The sequence below is a fragment of the Rothia sp. HMSC065G12 genome, assembly GCF_001811455.1.
GTDB classification, from domain to species: Bacteria; Actinomycetota; Actinomycetes; order Actinomycetales; family Micrococcaceae; genus Rothia; species Rothia dentocariosa.
This window is the reverse complement of the sequence record NZ_KV804799.1, coordinates 1-1779: the sequence shown is the minus strand read 5'-3', so window position 1 is coordinate 1779 and position 1779 is coordinate 1. Positions and strand designations below refer to the sequence as shown.

General features: G+C 49.7%; 2 protein-coding genes. One reads left to right on the top strand and one right to left on the bottom strand.

The features are described from left to right. Window positions 1–46: 46 nt before the first annotated feature. Entirely contained in the window at window positions 47–466 is a 420-nt protein-coding gene (gene tnpA, locus HMPREF2804_RS10670; RefSeq protein ID WP_080972578.1) for an IS200/IS605 family transposase, read from the bottom strand. A 24-nt stretch (window positions 467–490) separates the two neighbouring features. Between tnpA and HMPREF2804_RS01590 the strand changes: the two genes are divergently transcribed. Further along, the gene (locus HMPREF2804_RS01590; protein WP_070535225.1) at window positions 491–1723 is read left to right on the top strand and encodes an RNA-guided endonuclease InsQ/TnpB family protein; all 1233 of its coding nucleotides are present in this window, start codon (window positions 491–493) and stop codon (window positions 1721–1723) included. The last annotated feature ends 56 nt before the right edge of the window (window positions 1724–1779 follow it).

The following is a 1779-nucleotide window of genomic DNA, read 5'->3' as shown; positions in this document are numbered from 1 at the left end:
TTATCTAGTTTTCTGAGAAGACTCCACCCTTTAGGGTGGAGATGAATCAGCTACCAGGGCGAGCCTGGGACTTCACATACTCAGCAATAACACTCAATGGGGCACCCCCAGCAGACCCCGCATAATACGAGCGTGACCACAAATGGCCACCCCATAAAAACGGGGTAATCTCAGCTTCAAAATCACGCCGAAGTACACGAGAGGAAACCCCCTTGAGGGAGTTCACGAGTTTAGAAACAGTCACGGTGGCTGGGTAGCGTACTAGCAAGTGAACGTGATCTGTTTCCCCGTTGAACTCATCTAGGGTTGCCCCGAAACTTTCACAGACTTCTCGCATGGTTCTTTCGCAGGTGGTGAGCATGGTGTTAGTGAAGACATTGCGCCGGTATTTAGTGACGAACACCAAGTGAACATGTAAATCCCAAATCGCATGTCTACCACGTCTTATATCAGTGGTATTATCCATGACACCAAGTATATAATAGGTGTTATGAGTCTCAAGCGTTATCGTTACCGCGCCTACCCCAAGAAAGGGCAAAAACAGCCGATTGCTGCCCTGTTTGGGTGTGTACGCGTGGTCTATAACGACGCTCTAGCCTACTCAGAGGAACAGTATAAAGACACAGGGAAGAAGCCCTCTAGTAAAGAGCTTTCTGCCCGACTCACTCACCTGAAACAGACCCCTGAAAAAGCGTGGCTGAAAGACGTTTCCGCTGTACCCTTACAGCAGTCCTTACGGGATCTGGATAAGGCGTACACTAACTTTTTCACCTCCGTGACAGGTAAGCGTAAAGGGGTTAGGATTGGTGCCCCACGGTTTAGGAAACGCTCATCCCGGCAAGCTGCTAGGTTTACATCCCAAGCATTCAAGGTTAGACAAACCACTCACGGGGTAGGTTTTGTGAAACTGCCTAAGATTGGTGAAGTCCGCTTCAACCTCTCACGTAACCTACCCTCACCCCCAACCTCTGTAACCCTGATCCAAGAAGCGGATGGTAGGTATTATGTGTCTTTCGTTGTCGAAAGCACCCCCGCCCCAGCCCCGAAGCCTACCGCCTACGCGGTAGGCGTGGATATGGGCTTGAAAGACCTAGCTATCGCGGTGAACAGTAACGGGGGAAGCACCGTCTTTGCTAACACTAGACCTCTGAAACAAGCCGAGAAGAAACTAGCTCGATTACAGAAACAACTCTCGAAAAAGAAAAAGGGTAGTAACCGTTATGTCAAACAACGACTCAGGGTAGCTAAAGCCCACACGAAAGTCCGAAACGTGCGAACCCATTACCTACACCATGTAGCGAACCAGATTGTTAACGAAAACCAAGTTATCACCCTGGAAACCCTCTCAATCACGGGTCTAGCTAGAACCCGGTTGGGTAAGAGTGTGTTGGACGCTAGTTGGGGACACCTCAACCGGTTGATTGAAGAGAAGGCTGCCGAACACGGTAGAACCCTTATCCGCGTGGATAGGTTCGCACCTACTACCCAGATCTGCTCGATTTGCGGTACACCTAATGGTAGAAAGCCGTTGAATATCCGTGAATGGGCCTGTACTGGGTGCCAGTCCCATGTGGATAGGGATTTGAATGCGGCGGTTAATATCCTACTCGCGGCAGGGCTTGCCGAGAGTTTAAACGAATACTGCGGAGATGATGTAAGACGTTTGTTAGCAAATGCTGTTGTTGTTGATGCTGTTCACCCACCGAAAGTCACCACAGCTTAGTTTGGTTGTAGTGACTGGTAGGAATTTACCCCGTTCACGGGGTAGAGGAAGTCAAT

Bases quoted from the DNA above. Each gene is read 5' to 3' on its own strand.
- tnpA (WP_080972578.1), bottom strand. From the start codon at position 466: ATGGATAATACCACTGATATAAGACGTGGTAGACATGCGATTTGGGAT.
- HMPREF2804_RS01590 (WP_070535225.1), top strand. From the start codon at position 491: ATGAGTCTCAAGCGTTATCGTTACCGCGCCTACCCCAAGAAAGGGCAA.